Below are 15,879 nucleotides of genomic sequence, written 5' to 3' on the forward strand. Positions count from 1 at the left end.
TGTATATGCAGCCACAGGCCCGCACAGAACGGCAGCAGCCCTAAGATGAATCATCATCACTCGGAAATGGACTATTGAGGGCTCCTCAGTAGTCTATTTTTGGTTATAACTCCTTTTTATGCGGCATATATATGTGTCAGAAGAGTATCCATTTCGGATTGCCAGCAAATCGCAAGTCTGTCCCTGGGTAGGGGATGGGTTTATTTATGCAGCGGAAGGTTGTCGAAAACGTGAAACATCAGGATATTGAAGTGCAAGCGCTGACCCAAGCGATGGACAATACGGATAATCGTCGAATATACGAGCGCTATCTGGCTGTAAAGCTGTATCTTGAAGGGGAAAATTTCACGTCCATCGCCAGGTCGCTGGGGCGTACAAGACAGACGGTCAAGAGTTATATTGACATTTATCAAAGCAAAGGAATCGAGGGGCTGAGCGAAGCCTATTATGCCACGCTTACCCGCAAGCTTAGCGCTTCACAAGAGGCCGAATTGAAGGCATTGCTGGCGCGCAAACGTCCGCTTGATGTGGGGCTGGGCGATTATTATTGCTGGAACAACAATCTCATCAAGCAATGGATCATGAAGGAGTATGGCCAGTCCTACAGCAAACGGGGCATAAGCAAGCTGCTTCAGCGCTGGGGCTTCCATTCCACGAAAGCGAACTTTACGATCGTCTCAGCTGATCCGATCACGGATATACGTTGTACAAGAGTGACGTTTCCGACGCTCAAGACTATGATCAAGCATGCCGGGAAAGGCCGCATTGTGTACGAAGACCAGTCCCTGATGCTCCCCTACTATCTTCTCCAGCATGGCCGATACCTTGAAAAATCGGACAGCTGGAACGTGTTCACCCATGAGGGTCAAGGGAAACTACGCTTTTTGGACGGCATCCGTTTTCTGAAGAATGCTTTGCGCGATCACCCTGCAGGAGCTCTGTTTGCGGTAATGGGCTTTAACCGGCTGGAGCATATAAGCGGCTTTGAACCTTATCTGCGAAAAAATCCGCGCCTGACACTTATCTTTTTACCTCCCTACACTCCGAATCTGGACCCGGCTGGCAGCAGCAAGGAAGAACCTTAGGAGAATGATTAAGACAGGGATACCTGGAGGGTTTCTTCAACATGCACTGGAGAAGCCCTCTATTTTCATAAGCACAGTGGCTGCAAATAGATCGACCCGGCAGCTTCGGGCGACATTATAAAGGGAGGTTGTACACCACTTATGAGCGATACAACCGCAACGATTTTCGGAGCAACCTATCTGCGAATTTCACGGAGTAAAGGCGAAAACGAGGATACCTTGCAGAATCATCGCGAAATCATGGCATCGTTCTGTCAGCAAAACGGGTACAGCTACGAAACCTATGAAGAGATTGTAAGTGGTGGGAAGTACGAGCTTGAAGAAAGACCGCAACTGCAACGGCTGCTGCAGAATATAGAAAAATACCGAGCGATTTTTACTGTGTCACTGGACCGGCTTTCGCGGAACGGATTGATATCCCAGCAAATCAGGCAACTGTGTATAGAAAATGGTATCCAGATCATCACCCCATCACAGACCTTTGATTTGTGCAATTCACTGGAAGACCGCGTGCTGTATGATGTAAGCTCCATATTTGCCACGCTGGAATACGAAATGATCGGACGCAGGAACAAATACAATACAGCGCAGCGGACCCGGCGCGGGGAGTATGTCAGCGGGAAACCCGCTTATGGCTATAGAAGAAACCATCTCACCCGTAAACTGGAAATTCATGAACCGGAAGCAGAGGTTGTACGCTACATCTTCAAGCTTCACAGCGAAGGCCTGGGCGTGCGAAGGATTACCGATATGCTCAACAGCGAAGGTTATAAACCCCAGCTGGGCCACAGCTTCACGACGGCCACCGTGAGAAGGATGCTTGGAAATCCGGTCTACAAGGGATGTCTGGTTCTGCACGTCCGCAAACGAGTCAAGGAGAACGGCAAGTATACCTTCAAGGTGTCGGACGTGATCACGACGGACAACGCCCATCCGGCCATCATTGCTCCCGAAGAGTGGGATCAGGCCAACCGGGAGCGTACGCAGCGCAGCGAACAGGCCGTGAGCCTGCGCGAGAAAACCGCTGTCAAGTCGGGCACCGCCATGCTGAAGGACTTGCTCTTTTGTGGAGTATGCGGCAGGAAGCTTGTTATCAAAAAGGAAAGAAACAGAGCTCATTTCTTCATCAGGCGCTGCGAGCATCTGCTGCCGGACAGTGGGGATCGGTGCGGGAACCACGGCATGAAACTGAAGTTCCTGGAAGAAGAAATTCTGTTGCATATCCAGGCATACCGCCAACGGCTGCGGCGGGAGCTGTGGCTTCTGAAGCGGCAGGAACTGCTTGATCCGTGCTCCGAACTCCGGGAACAGCTCGTTCACCTGGAATACGAGATGAATGAAAACAGGAAGCAGCAAGCCAATCTGCTGGAGCTTGCAGCGCAAGCAATTTTCCCGGACGATGAGTTAAAGGACATGAAAAAAAGTCTGCTGGACCAAGAGAATGCTTTGCGGGGGATGAAGGCGACAGTTCTGCAGTACATACAGGAGTTTGAGGCTTTCTCCGCGCGGGAGCAGGTGAATGCTATCCTGGATTTGCTTGATCAATTTCCCTTCCAAACGCCTGAAGAGCAGAACATCACCTTGAAGCAGTTCATCCGGCGGATCAATTATACAAGGGTATTCCCTGACGAGATCCAGGCTCTGCATGAAAGAAACCGTGAACGTGAGCAATATCCGTTCCGCTACACGATTGAGTATTTTTGAAGCCCCGAATAAGCTTCAGGGCGAACCGGAAAGGGACAGTTGGGAGGCAAACACCATGAATGAAGAAACCGGGATCTTTGGAGCAACCTACTTGCGTATATCACGGGATAAGGGGGAGAACGAAGATACACTGCAGAACCATCGCGAACTCATGCAGAGATTCTGTGCAGAAAACAATTACAAATTCGAGCTGTACGAGGAAATTGTGAGCGGAGGCAAGCACAATCTGGAAGCACGCCCCGAGCTGCAGAAGCTGATCGGCCATATTGAACGCTATCAGGCCATTTTTGCGGTGTCACTGGACCGTCTTTCACGAAACGGAGTGGTCTCGCAGCAGATCAAGAAGCTTTGCATCGAACAGGATATTAAGATCATTACCCCTTCCCAGACATTTGACCTGGCCAATTCACAGGAGGATCGGCTGCTGTACGATGTGAGCTCTTTCTTCGCCGTGCTGGAGTATGAGATGATGGCCCGCAGGAACAAGCTCAATAAAATTCAGCGCGCCAGACGGGGAGAATATGTGGTCGGCAAGCCTGCTTACGGATACAGACGAAATCCGGAAACGAGGAGGCTTGAAATCCACGAGCCCGAGGCCGAGCTGATACGGTACATTTTCAGGCTGCATCAAGAAGGCTTTGGCAGCCGTAAAATTGCGAACATTTTGCAGCGTGAAGGCTATAAGCCGTCACGGTCGGATACCTACTGGCCCTCAACCATCAAGAGAATTCTTCAGAATCCCGTGTATAAGGGAACGGTGGTCTTGCAGAATTACAAACGGGTCAGAGAAAACGGGGAGCACAGGTATAAGGTAATGGATAAGATTATCACGGATCATGCCCACCCCGCCATCATTCGGCCGGAGGAGTGGGAGCAGGTCAATCAGAAACGTGCGGAACCCGGTGCGCAGACCATCCTCACCCGCGAGAAGCAGGCCGGCAAAACAGGAGCTACGATGCTCAAAGACCTGCTGTTCTGCGGGATATGCGGCAGAAAGCTGGTTATCCGCAAGGAAAAGCACGGGATATATACGCTCAAGCCATGTGGTTATACTTTACCTGATCGCATGGAGAACTGCTATAACCGGGGAATCCGGCTGGAGTTCCTCGAAGAAGAAGTGGTCATGAAAATTCAGGCTTATAAGCAGCGGCTTGAGGCCGACCTTCTGCATTTGCTGCAGCAAGAGCATGAACAAATCTCCGCCGGTCTCCAGGAGTCTCTGGCCCGGAATGCAGCCCGGCTTCGGAAAATCGAACGGCAGCAGTCCAACCTTGTACGGTTGGCGCTGTCCGGGATTTTCTCGCCCGAAGAGCTCAGCAGCAAAAGACAAGCTTTGGCGGAAGAAGGCCAGATGCTGCTGGAAACCAGGGAGAAGGTGCTGCAGCAAATGCGGGATTTGGACGAGCAATCTTCTACGAACCGCCTGATGCATGTGATTCAAATACTGGAGGAATTCCAATACCAGACGGCGGAAGAGCAGAACGAGACCTTGAAGCAGTTTGTCAAACGAATCCGCTATATGAGGACCATGCCAGAGGAAATCCGGAAGCTGTCTACCCGGAACCCGGAACGTCAAGTCCAGCCCTTCAGTTATACCATTGAATATTTTTAAGTATCCGGCCGCTCTTCGACGTATTCGCGTACATGAAGGGTGGCTATAAGCTTTGATGTCTCCATACGCCCTGTTTTTTAAACACAGCGCCCCCTTCTAGCCTGCCAATTCGGCCAGCGTCTCTTGGGAAAATTCTTTATGAACCCGTGAATATTACTGTGTAGTAGTTTTACTCTCAATTAACTTACTATTAGTATGTTAATTCTATTTGAATCTTACTATAGACTTATAACTAAAGAGAGATGTAAGAAATATTCGATATCTCAGGAGGATGATGACCATGGATGAAGATAGTCATTTAACACTCATATCACGCTTTCATAAGTTGTCCCAGTATCATATCAAACTTGCCATGATTTTTTATAATCATAACCAATCTATACCCTGCCTGATCTTCTGCGACCGGGCTCTTACCTCCATGCTTGAAGCCTTATACATCCAAACAAACAACAAATCTTTTCCAAAAAGGTATTTTTCTATGGACGAGCTTCTGCATTTATTGCACTCCGAAGCTTCTCCGGCATTGGATGTGGTCATTTTTATCGGGACTGTTCAATATTTGGCATCTGATATGGAAAGAGAGCAGGTCTCTAAAATGAAGAAAAAAAACGTAAACCGCTTGTTAAGAAGAACCGATGAGCTCCTGTATCTTTTGTCAACCAGGATTACAGATGATCCGTCAAAGCTGTATCAGTCCATTTTTCAATAAAAATTTCACATACATAAATGCAGCTTGGCCTACCAGACGCCGGAGGAGCAGAACAGGATGTTGAAGCAGTTCATCCGGCGAATGAAAAGCCAGTCATATAAAAGCTTGTAGCTTTCGAATTTTTGGAAGTGCTGATAGGAGGGATGCGACATGACAACTAAGGTATATGTTTCAAAAAACGGTGTTGTATCAGAGGCGGTAGGTTCGCAGCCGAAAGATGCTCTTTTGTTTGCACCTTCTAAGAAAAGCGCCACGCAGGTGATTCGGGAGCAGCGGGCTAGCCGACTGAAAAACAGTCAGTTCATCAAAGAACGTTTTGCTGAAGCTTTTAGAAGTCAACAGTAATATCGGATCTGTGCTGCAATACAAGTCTTTCCATTCACAGACTCGACCCAATTGTTGTCTTTGGGGAAAAACCGACAGTCAGGTAACCACCTGACTGTCGGTTTTTTTATAATTTAGTAAAATAACTTTTTCTTTGGAAACAAACGAAATGTTCTTATATACCTGTGTCGTATATAGATTATAGCAAGGGCCAGCCAGACAAACTGTTCAATACATGCAACGATTCTCAAAATTATGTTTGGTACATAGCGAGATTACCGGACAGTAGCAACGGTTATAAAACTCGTCGGACAATCTCTGTGACAGCTTGTTCTAATTCGTTCAACATCCTCATAGACTAAACGTAGAGATAGGCTCAGGCGTCAAATAAAGAAGCCGGGATTTCCCGAGAGGCGCAAAAGGCATGAGCGAAATGACTGGTGTGTGATCCAGGCAAATCTTTGGATTTTCCGGAAAGGGGCATATGTCCAGTATAAACGAAATTGTTAGTTTAACAATGAGTTTACAAGCGTAGTTCTGTTATGTATACTTAAATAAGTTGTTAATAGGAGGTTGAACTCATGAACGACGACCAATTAGACCGTATGGAAGAAATGTTGAAATCGCTCATCAAAATGGTTGGGGAAAGTAATAGCAGATTGGAAACACTTGAGGAAGATGTGCGAGAGGTCAAAGTTAGTGTCCATGAACTGACTCAAGGGCAAGAAAGGCAAGACCGTATTCTTGAAATGCTCTCCGTTAAAGCCATTGAAACAGATTCCTATATCCGGGATTTTAAACGAAAATTGCAGTGAAGCCCACTCATTCCAAATCATGAGTGGGCTTTTATTTTCAGTCTGAGGCATCAAATAAGAAGCCATGATTTCCCGAGTGTCGGAACAGGGAATTGGACAGCCTTTCTCCTCATACACTGTATTACCACACAAGGGGAGGAGCAGCATCATGGGGGAACACAGGGAACCGGTACAGAATAAGAACAGCATCAGACCGGAAGGATACGGTTTTGAACTGAATGAACCTGATATTCGTGTAATGGCACAAGCGTTTATCAATTTATACAAGAAGGTCGGACGCCGAACGCAGAAGGCAGACCATAGCCGGCACAAGCAAAATCCTCCCTGGCAGGCATAACCGCCACATCGGCAGCATATAATGGAAGTAATAGTAAGGAAGTTGCCGCTTGGGAAGAAAATAGCTTATTGGATGTGGGAGCAAAGGATGATGCAAATAACTGATCATTCATCTATTAATAAGATTAAGCTGGCATGATGAACTGAAAACAAAATCTTTTTGTAAAGTCTACACCATGGATTCAATCCTTTATGGTATAGACTTTTTGTCGTCAAAACGATCGTCGCTGTCACGGGGCGGTTACATTTGTTGATACGGCGCGATAGCGGGCTTGTCTCCTTTCTTCAGTTCCTTACTGTCTATTTTTTCCAAAAGAGCCGAAATCGGACGAGTGCCTTAACACTGTTGAATTGGGGCTGGAATATATTAGACTATCAGAACCGAAAGGGGAGATAGAAGTGTCCCAATCTAATGTGCCGAATATTACGCCAACGATCACTGTATCAAGAGATGATGCCATATCTTTAATCGTTGCTTCCATAGCTATGGAAGAGCTGGGACTCAGTCATATATTGAATGCTGAAGGCGAGAAGCTTCAATATGTGCTGGGGACTTTACCTGGTGTGTCAGCGCCAGTTGCTTCCATCAGCGATTTATTGGCAGTTAATGAAAGCATTCGGAAAACGCTGCAAGAAACGATCAATAAAGACTGGGTGTTAAGCAACAAACTGGAAACGGCCTTGTCAGCTACGAATCTTGTAGGGCCAGCGGGTCCGACAGGAGCCACGGGAGCGACAGGGGATACCGGAGCTACAGGAGCGACAGGGGATACCGGAGCGACAGGAGCAACGGGTGATACCGGAGCAACAGGAGCGACGGGTGATACCGGAGCCACCGGAGCAACGGGTGATACCGGAGCAACAGGAGCGACGGGTGATACCGGAGCAACAGGAGCGACAGGCGATACCGGAACTACAGGAGCGACAGGCGATACTGGAGCCACCGGAGCTACAGGCGATACTGGAGCGACAGGAGCAACGGGTGATACCGGAGCAACAGGAGCGACAGGGGATACTGGAGCCACAGGAGCGACAGGCGATACCGGAGCAACAGGAGCGACAGGCGATACCGGAGCGACAGGAGCAACGGGCGATACCGGAGCGACAGGAGCAACGGGCGATACCGGAGCTACAGGAGCAACGGGTGATACTGGAGCCACGGGAGCGACAGGGGATACCGGAGCGACAGGAGCGACGGGCGATACTGGAGCCACGGGAGCGACAGGGGATACCGGAGCTACCGGAGCAACGGGCGATACTGGAGCTACCGGAGCAACAGGAGCGACAGGGGATACCGGAGCAACAGGAGCGACAGGGGATACCGGAGCTACAGGAGCAACGGGTGATACTGGAGCCACGGGAGCGACAGGCGAAACCGGAGCAACAGGAGCGACGGGTGATACCGGAGCTACAGGAGCGACAGGCGATACTGGAGCGACAGGAGCAACGGGCGATACTGGAGCGACAGGAGCAACGGGTGATACCGGAGCAACAGGAGCAACGGGCGATACCGGAGCAACAGGAGCGACGGGTGATACCGGAGCTACAGGCGATACTGGAGCAACAGGAGCAACGGGCGATACCGGAGCGACAGGAGCAACGGGCGATACTGGAGCTACCGGAGCGACGGGCGATACTGGAGCCACGGGAGCGACAGGCGAAACCGGAGCAACAGGAGCAACGGGCGATACCGGAGCAACAGGAGCGACAGGGGATACCGGAGCGACAGGCGATACTGGAGCGACAGGCGATACTGGAGCGACAGGAGCAACGGGCGATACCGGAGCAACAGGAGCGACAGGGGATACCGGAGCCACGGGAGCGACGGGCGAAACCGGAGCAACAGGAGCAACGGGCGATACCGGAGCAACAGGAGCGACAGGGGATACCGGAGCGACAGGAGCGACAGGAGCGACGGGTGATACTGGAGCCACGGGGGCGACGGGTGATACGGGAGCCACGGGAGCGACAGGCGATACGGGAGCCACCGGAGCAACGGGTGATACGGGAGCCACGGGAGCGACAGGCGATACTGGAGCCACGGGAGCGACAGGGGATACCGGAGCTACAGGAGCAACGGGTGATACTGGAGCCACGGGAGCAACGGGCGAAACCGGAGCCACGGGAGCAACGGGCGATACCGGAGCAACAGGAGCGACAGGGGATACCGGAGCCACGGGAGCAACGGGCGATACGGGAGCAACAGGAGCGACAGGGGATACCGGAGCCACGGGAGCAACGGGCGAAACCGGAGCCACCGGAGCAACGGGTGATACCGGAGCTACAGGAGCAACGGGTGATACCGGAGCCACCGGAGCAACGGGTGATACCGGAGCTACAGGAGCAACGGGTGATACCGGAGCAACAGGAGCGACGGGTGATACAGGAGCTACCGGAGCAACGGGTGATACCGGAGCCACCGGAGCGACAGGGGATACTGGAGCAACAGGAGCGACGGGTGATACCGGAGCGACAGGAGCAACGGGTGATACTGGAGCCACGGGAGCAACGGGCGAAACCGGAGCTACCGGAGCAACGGGTGATACAGGAGCTACCGGAGCAACGGGTGATACCGGAGCAACAGGAGCGACAGGGGATACTGGAGCAACAGGAGCAACGGGCGATACTGGAGCCACGGGAGCAACGGGCGAAACCGGAGCTACCGGAGCAACGGGCGATACTGGAGCCACGGGAGCAACGGGCGAAACCGGAGCTACCGGAGCAACGGGCGAAACCGGAGCCACGGGAGCAACGGGCGAAACCGGAGCGACAGGAGCAACGGGTGATACTGGAGCCACGGGAGCGACGGGGGATACGGGAGCCACGGGAGCGACAGGCGAAACTGGAGCGACAGGAGCAACGGGTGATACTGGAGCCACGGGAGCGACAGGGGATACCGGAGCGACAGGAGCAACGGGCGAAACCGGAGCGACAGGAGCGACGGGTGATACTGGAGCCACCGGAGCAACGGGCGAAACGGGAGCCACGGGAGCGACGGGTGCTACCGGAGCCACCGGAGCAACGGGTGCTACCGGAGCCACCGGAGCCACGGGTGCTACCGGAGCCACGGGAGCCACGGGCGATACTGGAGCCACCGGAGCAACGGGCGAAACGGGAGCGACGGGAGCGACGGGCGAAACTGGAGCCACAGGAGCTACAGGAGCTACGGGGGCGACCGGAGCCACAGGAGCGACAGGCGAAACCGGAGCCACGGGAGCAACAGGACAAACTGGTGTCACCGGCCCAACGGGCCCCACGGTGACCAGTAACAATCTAACTGCTACGACGAATCGAACTCCAGCTGGTCCAATAGTGGCTCCAGGCGCTATTATACCACTTGATAATGCTACTAAAAACGGAACAGCAATTGATCTTAGTGGTAGTACGATCACTCTAGCCCCGAACCAGCAGTATTATGTCTCATATAACACGAATGTGTATACGCCGACTCCAGGAGTTTATGCTGCAACACTCAATTTGGATGGCACGCCAGTTATAGGAACACAATCAAACGTTACTATAACTAACCCACCTGCCGACCCAACCCTTGAAAATTACAATCTCTCTGGAGGATCTATTGTGAGTACCGGTGGAACGACCGGTAATCTGACACTGACTAATGCAGGAAATGTAACCACCAGCTTTAACAATATTGCTGTATCTGTTATCAAGCTGGCTTAATCAAGCATCATTATTGGTTGCCCTTCGGACGCTTATGCCGTTCCGAAGGGTGTTTTTTTAGACCGTCCGGAGAATTGTGGCTTGTCATATGAATTCTATGTTGGTCTGAGACGGGCCATCCTGGAATACAATGGAGTGACAGATAAATATGAGACTGTACATCACACATTCCTGAACGAGGGATGTATCCACAGTAAAGAGGTGTTCTTATGGATAAACCAAGCATCTCGTTATGCATGATCGTGAGGAACGAGGAAAAATATCTTCCGAAATGTCTCGGCAGTGTCCAGAGAATTGTGGATGAGATCATTATTGTGGACACCGGATCAACGGATGATACGGTTGCGATTGCGAAGGCTTTTGGAGCCAAGGTGATTGAGATGCCGTGGCAGGACAGCTTTGCGGACGCCCGCAACCGGAGCTTCGAGGAAGCGACAGGGGACTGGATCCTCTGGCTGGACGCTGATGAAGAGATGGACGTGGATGAAGCCGATAAGCTCAAAGAACTGCTGACCCGGGATTCGATCCGCGAGCAGCGAATCGAGGGCATTCAATTTGTGTTCTGCAATCATCTTGAAGGGGGTGGCATGGAGTACAATTATTTGCACCGAATGGTGCGGAACCGGCCGCAATATCGCTTTGAAGGGAGGATTCACGAACAAATTCTGCCCAATATGCTGGATCTGGATCCTCGTATGCAGCTTGGACAGGTGGATATTCATGTTCATCATTACGGTTATCTGGCCCAAAATATAGTTGATCAGGATAAAGTCCGCCGTAATGTAAAGCTGCTTCAGCAATCTGTGGCGGAGTATCCGGAATATCCGCATTATCTTTATTATTTGGGTGTTGAGCTATACAGAATGAACGATCTGGAGGGAGCTCTCCACCATTTTAATGAATTTTTGAACAGGGCGGGCAACTCCGGACAGGGGATACTGGCCAGTGGGTACAAATACAGGCTCATTACTCTGGCAGATCTGGGGCGTTATCGTGATCTGGTTCATACCTGTATGGAAAGCATTGCCCGTTTTCCCGACTTTACGGATTTGTATCATTTAAGTGCGATGGGCCACGATGCTTTGGGGGAAACCGGCAGGGCCATTGATACATTGCGGAATGCGCTTCGAATCGGTCCGGCCGAGGAGGGATATCCAAGCATAGCGGGACACGGGACATATCTAACATGCCGGGATCTCGGCCGACTGTACGCATCCTCTGGAAATGCAAAGCACGCGGACCTGTATTTTACCCTGGCAAGTCTGATGGCCGGTGATACAAGGGTTACATTTCAGGAACAACCTTTTTAAAGGTTTTGGAAGCCGGCGATCAGCAACATTTCACGATCCTGGGCATAATCTGTAAAAGATAACATTCAAGATCAGAAAGTGAAGTGGGAATATGCTTGTACATAAAGCCTATAAATTTCGCATCTATCCCAACCAGAATCAGGCTGTTCTCATCCACAAGACAATAGGCTGTTGCCGTTTTGTATTTAATCACTTTTTGGGATTATGGATTGAAACCTACCGCAGCACAGGAAAAGGATTATCGTATGCCACATGCTCCGCTAAATTAACGAAATTGAAGCAAGAACTCGTATGGTTAAAGGAACCGGATAAGTTTTCCCTGCAAAATGCCCTCAAGAATCTGGCGGATTCTTTTGGTCGATATTTCAAGAAACAAAATAATGCCCCCCGATTCAAGAGCAAAAAGAATCCTGTCCAGTCCTATCAAACCAATTATACCCATGGCAATATTTCGATCCAAGGCAACAAGTTGAAACTCCCCAAATTAGGGTGGGTGAGGCTTGCCAAGTCAAGAGAAGTGGAAGGTCGCATTATCAATGCCACGATCAGATACAATCCTTCGGGCCAATACTTTGTTTCGCTATTAGCAGAAACAGAAGTAAAACCCCTGTCAAAAACAAACCAGGAAGTAGGCATTGATGCTGGTTTAAAAGATTTTGCGATCCTGTCCAGCGGCGAAGTGTTCGAGAATCCGAACTCCCTGCGGAACATGGCACAAAAACTCGTTCGTGAACAGCGTATTCTTTCCAGACGTGTGGAAGGTTCTTCGAACTGGGCTAAACAACGGGTAAAGGTAGCTCGCATTCATGAAAGCATGGCCAATGCCCGAAGAGACTACCTGCACAAGATTTCAACGCATATTGTCAAAAACCACGACCTGATTGCGATGGGAGATGTGCAGGTGTCCAGCCTGATGAAGAATCACAAACTGGCCAAAGCCATTGGCGAAGTGTCCTGGTATCCATTTAGAGTGATGTTGGAATATAAGGCCAAGTGGTATGGACGCAGGATCGTTGCCGTAGACCGGACCTTTGCCTCTGCTCAGCTTTGCTCATGTTGTGGATATCACAATCATGAGGTCGAAGATTTTCGTCTGTGGGAGTGGGTATGCCCGGAATGCCAGCATCACCATGATCAAGCTCTCAATGCAAGTAAAAATATTCTTGCCGAAGGCAAAAGACTCCTGTCTGACTAGTCGCAGTAACCGCAGGAACTGCGGGGATAGCTTGGTAGTACATCATGTACGAATTCTGTTCAGTAGAACGGACTACCCAAGAATCTCGTGGCTTTCGCCATGGGAGGTTCAAAATGCCATACAAAAGCAGGGAACCTTCTCCTTATCCTGGGCATATATTAGGGGTGATAACGAACTCCTAAGGCATCTGACAAGATCGACCGGTTATCCCATCTTAAAACAAGGAGAGAACAGCGAATGTCTGAGGATCTGTTAACCATAGCTATACTGGCCAAGGATAAGGCGCATGCTTTACCTCTGTATTTGAATATGATTGAACGGCAAACTTATCCCTCCTCCCGGATTAATCTCTATATCCGGACGAACAACAACAACGATCACACGGCAGAGGTTCTGAGAAACTGGGCGGATCGGGTGAGGGACGCTTATCATGAGGTGTACTTCAACGACAGCGATATCGAGGAGCGGGTACAGGATTACGCTCCCCACGACTGGAACGCGCTCAAGCTCAAAGCGTTGGGAAAGATCCGACAAGAATCCGTACAGTGGGCGATGGATCGAGGCACTCACTATTTTGTGGCGGATTGCGATAATTTCGTTGCTCCGGACACGATTGAAACCTTGCTGAATACCAAAATGCCGGTGATCGGGCCGTTATTAAAGATAGCTGAGTCACCGGGAGCCTTCTACTCCAATTATCATCATCTGACCGATGATAACGGTTATTTAAAATCGTCCACCCAGCACCATGAAATTCTGTTTGGAACGGTCAAGGGCCTGATTCAGGTGGATGTCGTTCATTGTAGTTATTTAATCCGCAAGGAATATCTGCAATATGCACAATATGATGATGATAGTTATCGCTTTGAATATGTGATCTTCAGTGACGGGTTGAGAAAAGCCGGGATTCCCCAGTATATCGACAATCGGCGGGTGTACGGGGCGCTAACGTTTGTGGACACAGCACAAGACTTCGTGGAGAAGAACGTTGAGCCGAATTTTTACGAGCTTGCAGGCTTACAGGAAATGGGGTCAGCAAACGATATAACATAATTTTTACACGGAGGCGTTAATATGTTAGCTCCACTCACACAACCGGAGCACGAGGACAGAATCAGGATTGGAAATGGATGCCGCAGTGGACCGGGATTGGTCATTTCCGTTTCAAATCGCATGGAAATGGAGGATAATGTCGAGATCGGCCCCTATGTCTCACTGAGTGATGCGGCCGCTCTTGACGAAGTGTTACAGATCTCTGTACCAGGGAAGCCGGCCCCTTCCGCTCAGAGCCTGCTGCGGATTGGAGAACGCGTGCGCATCGGAGCGCGGGCAACGGTATCCGGCAGCATTCACATTGGCAGATGCTCGGTCATCCAGCCGGGCAGCGTTGTCGTCTCAGATGTGCCTGAGGCATGCAGAGTAGCCGGTAATCCGGCGGTTGTGACCGCTGTTTATGATCCAGCCACATGCTCATGGGAGGATGTGGGCACCCCACAGGAAGCGGAGGCAGCGCTTGCCCGGCGCAAGAACCAGCGGCATGCTACAATCACCAACCCTATTACGAACAGGTTCTGCAAGAAATCCGTGCCCTCAGGGCTCAAGTGATGTAAAGGAGAAGCGAAAGCGATGAGTTTGCCAACGTTCAAGGTGTTTGGGGAAGGCACTCAACTGGCACCCGGCGGAGTTGTGGAAGGCGCGGAAAAGATAACGCTTGGCCGTCAGATCTCTGTGCATGCTCCTTATCGGTTGACTGCACAGACCAGCGCGGACTGGAATGAGACTTCACCACCGCTGCTCTCGATCGGGGACAGGTGCACAACCAGTTCCGGCCTGGTCATTGACGCTTCCTATTCCGTCAAGCTGGAGTGCAATGTCATGATTGGCCCCAACGTGTTGATAACCGATAAAATTCCGTTTCAGTTGGGGAATGATCCGTTTTTCATGGGATATGAAAACCGCCCGGCAGGCGAGCTGACCATTGGCGCGGACACACTCATCGACAGCGGCGTGGTGGTGGAAGGCAGTCTGCGGATCGGCAGAGGCTGCCTCATCCGTCCGAACAGTGTGGTGGTTCAGGATATTCCCGATTATTGTGAAGTGTCCGGCAATCCGGCCAGGATCACCCGGATTTACATGCCGCATCCGGGGGAATGGGTTGCGGTTGCCAGCAGGGAGGAGGCTGACATGCTGCTGGAGCAGCGCCGGAGCCAGCCCTTCTTGTCGATCTGCATTCCTACCTATAACCGGGCAGCCTGTCTGAACCAATGTCTGCAGTCGATTTTCTCGCAGATTGGGGACACCCCGCTGATTGAAGTGGATGTGTCCGATAACGCCTCGACCGATGAGACGCCCGAGGTCGTCCGGCGGTATATGGAGACGTACTCCAATTTGCGTTATTCCCGCAATGATGAGAACCTGGGGGCGGACCGCAATATTTTGAAGATCACGGATGAAGCACGCGGAGCATTCATCAAGCTGCAGGGAGACGATGATTTTTTTGTAGAGAACACCATTTGGCCGTTACTGTCTGTCATCCAGCAGAACTCTGATTGCGGACTCATTTTTATTAATGTTCTGAACGGGGACGGCAACGTGATCCGTGATGAGGGAGCGGACTGCTTCCTTGGACACCTCAGCTACAACGCCACCTTCATGACTTCGATCATTCTGCGGCAGGCAGACTGGCAGCAGGTTGAAGATAAAACACGCTTCATCGGCTCCTCGCTGACCCAGTTCTATTTTCAATTCGCGGTGTTGTCCGGCGTCAATCCGAAATTTGCTATGATGAACTCTTGCATGTTCACCTATGCGGGCAATGAACCGAAGGGATACAACATGGGCGAGGTTTTTGTCAGAAATTATATGGATATATTAGGTTTTTTCTCTGGTAAAGGATTAACCGAGGAAGGCATCAAACGTGATAAAGAGCGGACGCTGCGAAGCTTTCTGATGCCGTCGTATCCGTCGAATCGCCGCCGTTTTGCCCCGGAATTCACGGCTGGCTTCGAGGAGATTTTCACGGAATACTATCAGGATGAGCCTTATTATCAAGAAGTCCTGGCATGGTTCCGCAGCGTGGGATAAGCGGGAATCGTACCTTAAATAAGG

The 15,879-nt window shown here is 50.8% G+C and carries 13 protein-coding genes; all 13 read left to right on the forward strand.

The features are described from left to right. The first annotated feature begins 206 nt into the window (after positions 1–206). The 13 genes from ACE5LO_RS19605 (at position 207) to ACE5LO_RS19665 (ending at position 15,855) form a co-directional block, all read left to right on the forward strand. Positions 207–1,085 (forward strand): helix-turn-helix domain-containing protein, encoded by an 879-nt coding sequence (locus tag ACE5LO_RS19605; protein ID WP_375521693.1) that lies wholly within the window; start codon positions 207–209, stop codon positions 1,083–1,085. A 141-nt stretch (positions 1,086–1,226) separates the two neighbouring features. Next, positions 1,227–2,789: a recombinase family protein gene (locus ACE5LO_RS19610; protein ID WP_375521694.1), complete on the forward strand. Its 1,563-nt coding sequence runs from the start codon at positions 1,227–1,229 to the stop codon at positions 2,787–2,789. Positions 2,790–2,844: 55 nt separating this feature from the next. Beyond that, complete coding sequence (locus tag ACE5LO_RS19615) at positions 2,845–4,401, forward strand: recombinase family protein (protein WP_375521695.1); 1,557 nt, start codon at positions 2,845–2,847, stop codon at positions 4,399–4,401. Between the two features lie 280 nt (positions 4,402–4,681). Continuing rightward, positions 4,682–5,110 (forward strand): hypothetical protein, encoded by a 429-nt coding sequence (locus ACE5LO_RS19620; RefSeq protein WP_375521696.1) that lies wholly within the window; start codon positions 4,682–4,684, stop codon positions 5,108–5,110. Between the two features lie 150 nt (positions 5,111–5,260). Further along, entirely contained in the window at positions 5,261–5,455 is a 195-nt protein-coding gene (locus ACE5LO_RS19625; RefSeq protein WP_375521697.1) for a hypothetical protein, read from the forward strand. 560 nt (positions 5,456–6,015) lie between these two features. Continuing rightward, the gene (locus tag ACE5LO_RS19630) at positions 6,016–6,249 is read left to right on the forward strand and encodes a hypothetical protein (RefSeq protein ID WP_375521698.1); all 234 of its coding nucleotides are present in this window, start codon (positions 6,016–6,018) and stop codon (positions 6,247–6,249) included. Positions 6,250–6,397: 148 nt separating this feature from the next. Next, a complete protein-coding gene (locus ACE5LO_RS19635; protein ID WP_375521699.1) occupies positions 6,398–6,586 on the forward strand; it encodes a hypothetical protein in 189 nt (62 codons plus the stop codon). A gap of 398 nt (positions 6,587–6,984) precedes the next feature. Beyond that, positions 6,985–10,266, forward strand: a complete 3,282-nt coding sequence (locus ACE5LO_RS19640; RefSeq protein WP_375521700.1) for a beta strand repeat-containing protein — start codon at positions 6,985–6,987, stop codon at positions 10,264–10,266. Positions 10,267–10,475: 209 nt separating this feature from the next. Further along, positions 10,476–11,576, forward strand: coding sequence for a glycosyltransferase (locus ACE5LO_RS19645; RefSeq protein ID WP_375521701.1), 1,101 nt, complete (start codon positions 10,476–10,478; stop codon positions 11,574–11,576). A gap of 91 nt (positions 11,577–11,667) precedes the next feature. Next, the gene (gene tnpB, locus ACE5LO_RS19650; protein ID WP_375521702.1) at positions 11,668–12,771 is read left to right on the forward strand and encodes an IS200/IS605 family element RNA-guided endonuclease TnpB; all 1,104 of its coding nucleotides are present in this window, start codon (positions 11,668–11,670) and stop codon (positions 12,769–12,771) included. A 237-nt stretch (positions 12,772–13,008) separates the two neighbouring features. Further along, complete coding sequence (locus ACE5LO_RS19655; protein ID WP_375521703.1) at positions 13,009–13,824, forward strand: glycosyltransferase family 2 protein; 816 nt, start codon at positions 13,009–13,011, stop codon at positions 13,822–13,824. A gap of 21 nt (positions 13,825–13,845) precedes the next feature. After that, a complete protein-coding gene (locus tag ACE5LO_RS19660; RefSeq protein ID WP_375521704.1) occupies positions 13,846–14,376 on the forward strand; it encodes an acyltransferase in 531 nt (176 codons plus the stop codon). A 21-nt stretch (positions 14,377–14,397) separates the two neighbouring features. Further along, a complete protein-coding gene (locus ACE5LO_RS19665) occupies positions 14,398–15,855 on the forward strand; it encodes a glycosyltransferase (RefSeq protein ID WP_375521705.1) in 1,458 nt (485 codons plus the stop codon). Positions 15,856–15,879: the final 24 nt, after the last annotated feature.

It is taken from the genome of Paenibacillus medicaginis (genome assembly GCF_042138635.1).
GTDB classification, from domain to species: domain Bacteria; phylum Bacillota; class Bacilli; order Paenibacillales; family Paenibacillaceae; genus Paenibacillus; species Paenibacillus medicaginis.